Origin of the sequence: Streptomyces sp. NPDC004658 (assembly GCF_040609555.1) — a bacterium.
Taxonomy (GTDB): domain Bacteria; phylum Actinomycetota; class Actinomycetes; order Streptomycetales; family Streptomycetaceae; genus Streptomyces.
Map to the genome: position 1 here is coordinate 1 of NZ_JBEXKG010000353.1, position 2,617 is coordinate 2,617.

1 protein-coding gene and 1 pseudogene are annotated in these 2,617 nt (G+C 75.4%); one reads left to right on the forward strand and one right to left on the reverse strand.

The genetic code is table 11. The features are described 5' to 3' along the window. The coding region (locus tag ABZV94_RS41190) for an FHA domain-containing protein (protein WP_356350185.1) at window positions 1-847 on the reverse strand (847 nt) is incomplete at its 3' end. 404 nt (window positions 848-1,251) lie between these two features. On the opposite strand from ABZV94_RS41190, the pseudogene ABZV94_RS41195 reads away from it, so the two are divergent. Further along, a pseudogene (locus ABZV94_RS41195) lies at window positions 1,252-2,547 on the forward strand (serine/threonine-protein kinase); the annotation flags it as partial. Window positions 2,548-2,617: the final 70 nt, after the last annotated feature.

Here is a 2,617-nt window from a genome sequence, read left to right on the forward strand (position 1 = left end):
ACCGAGCGCGGATCAAGGACAGCGGGCGGGAGGTCTTCGCCGTGCAGATCGACGAACAAGCGCCCGCCGACGGCGACTGCCCCCGGCCAGGGCCGCCCGGCACCGCGTCCCGCGCGGGCGGGACAGCGGAACCGGCGTCCAGCGGACCCGCACCGGACGGCTCCCGCTCCCCGCCGGCGGCGACCCGTACGCAGCCCTCCCCGTCGGCGACCGTCCGCACCCGCATCCCCGGTCCCCCGGACGGCGTCACCCGCAGGGCGGACTCGCCGATGCGCAGCAGGACCCCGGCGGGGACCCGCACCGGCCGCTCCGTCACCCGTACGCCGTCCAGGGACGTGCCGTTCGTGGAGCCGAGGTCGGCGACCGTGATCCGGCCGTCCGTGCCGACGGTGACCTCGCAGTGCAGACGGGAGACGTCGGGGTCGTCCAGGGGGACGTCGGCGTCGGCGGAGCGGCCGACCGTGATCCGGCCGCCGTGCAGCAGGTGGACCCCGCCCGCGTCGGGGCCGGCGACCACGTGCAGCTGGGTCGGCGCGTCGTCCAGTTCGGGGTGCGGTTCGGGCGCCGCCGGGGCGCCCAGGGACAGGACGGCGCCGTCGACCAGCGGAGGCTCGCCGAGGGTGCTGCGGCGCGGGTCGAGCCGCTCGGTGCCCGCGTACAGCACCACGGACCCGCCGCCGGTCTCCCGGCCCGTGCCGCCCTCTCCGGTGACCGCCCCGGCCAGCGCCGACGCGACCGCGGCCAGCTCCGTGCCCGCGGGAGCCGTGACCAGCACGTCGCGGCTCGCGGCGCGGCCCCGCTGCGGGGACGGGCCGAGCGGGTCTACGACGGTCAGCCGGATCTGCATCGGCGTCAGCGGTCCCTTCTGCGCGGATCTGCGCGGGCGCGGACTTCCCCCCACCCCCACACGAGCACGTCGGCCAGCAGCCACCGCGGCATCCCGGCGAGCTGCTGCACGCATCCTCGCACCTGCCACCGACAACGCGCCCGTGACCCGGGCAGAAGTGATCTTGATTGGTCGGCTGTGCCCCCAAAAATGCCTGACCAGTACGTCCCGGGCGATCAGTTGAGATCGGTCACGTCCGGCCCCGGCAACCAGCGGACGGGGACGCGCGTCTTTCCGTCGAGCCCCGCGAACGTGCTCGGGAGCGCGCACGCGGTGCCGTGGAGCACGGCACTACAGTGGGTCGGAACACCGGAACACCGGAACGCAGGCAAGCAAGCAACAGCAACCAGCAGGGAGCGCGAGACGTGCGGCCAGTCGGCAGCAAGTACCTGCTTGAGGAACCGCTCGGACGCGGCGCCACAGGCACCGTCTGGCGTGCCCGCCAGCGCGAGACCGCGGGCGCCGAGGCGGCCGTGCCCGGACAGCCGGGAGAGACGGTCGCGATCAAGGTCCTGAAGGAGGAGCTGGCGAGCGACCCGGACATCGTGATGCGCTTCCTGCGCGAGCGCTCCGTGCTGCTCCGGCTCACCCACCCGAACATCGTCCGGGTCCGCGACCTCGTCGTCGAGGGCGATCTGCTGGCGCTGGTCATGGACCTCGTCGACGGCCCCGACCTGCACCGCTACCTGCGCGAGAACGGCCCCTTCACCCCGGTCGCCGCGGCCCTGCTGACCGCCCAGATCGCCGACGCGCTCGCCGCGAGCCACGCCGACGGCGTCGTCCACCGCGACCTGAAGCCCGCCAACGTGCTGCTCATGCAGCACGGCGGCCAGATGCACCCGATGCTGACCGACTTCGGCATCGCCCGCCTCGCCGACTCCCCGGGCCTCACCCGCACCCACGAGTTCGTCGGCACGCCCGCCTATGTCGCGCCGGAGTCCGCCGAGGGCCGCCCGCAGACCTCCGCCGTCGACGTCTACGGCGCCGGCATCCTGCTGTACGAGCTGGTCACCGGCCGTCCGCCGTTCTCCGGCGGCTCCGCGCTGGAGGTCCTGCACCAGCACCTGAGCGCCGAGCCGCGCCGCCCCTCCACCGTCCCCGAGCCGCTGTGGACGGTCATAGAGCGCTGCCTGCGCAAGAACCCGGACGAGCGGCCGAGTGCCGAGAACCTCGCGCGCGGGCTGCGGGTCGTCGCCGAGGGCGTCGGGGTGCACGCGAACGCCGCGCAGATCGCCGCCGCCGAGGGCGTCGGCGCGCTGCTCGCCCCCGACCCGGCCCCGGCCGCCGTCCCGGGCGTGCCCGGTGCCGCCGACCCCACCCAGGTGCTGCCGACCAACGCGCCGCAGGGCGCGTACGACCCGAACGCCGCCACCAGCGTGCTGCCGCACACCGGCGGTCCGGCCGGCGCCGCCGACCCCACCGCGGTGCTCCCGAACACGGGAGCGGCGGACCCGACGGCGGTCCTGCCGCCCGTCCCGCAGGGACAGCAGGGGCAGTACGGCCAGCAGGGCCAGTACGGCCAGCAGGGGCAGCAGGGGCAGGGCGAGCAGCCGCATCCCTGGCAGACCCAGCTGCGGGCCGCCCGCGACCGCAACGAGCAGACGCAGATCCAGTACCTGGACCCGGACGAGGACCCGCTGCGCCGCCGCCCCCAGCGGCAGGGGCCGTGACGGAACAGCATCACGAGCAGCACTCGCCATCGGACCGGTTCGAACGGGGCACGGACGGGCC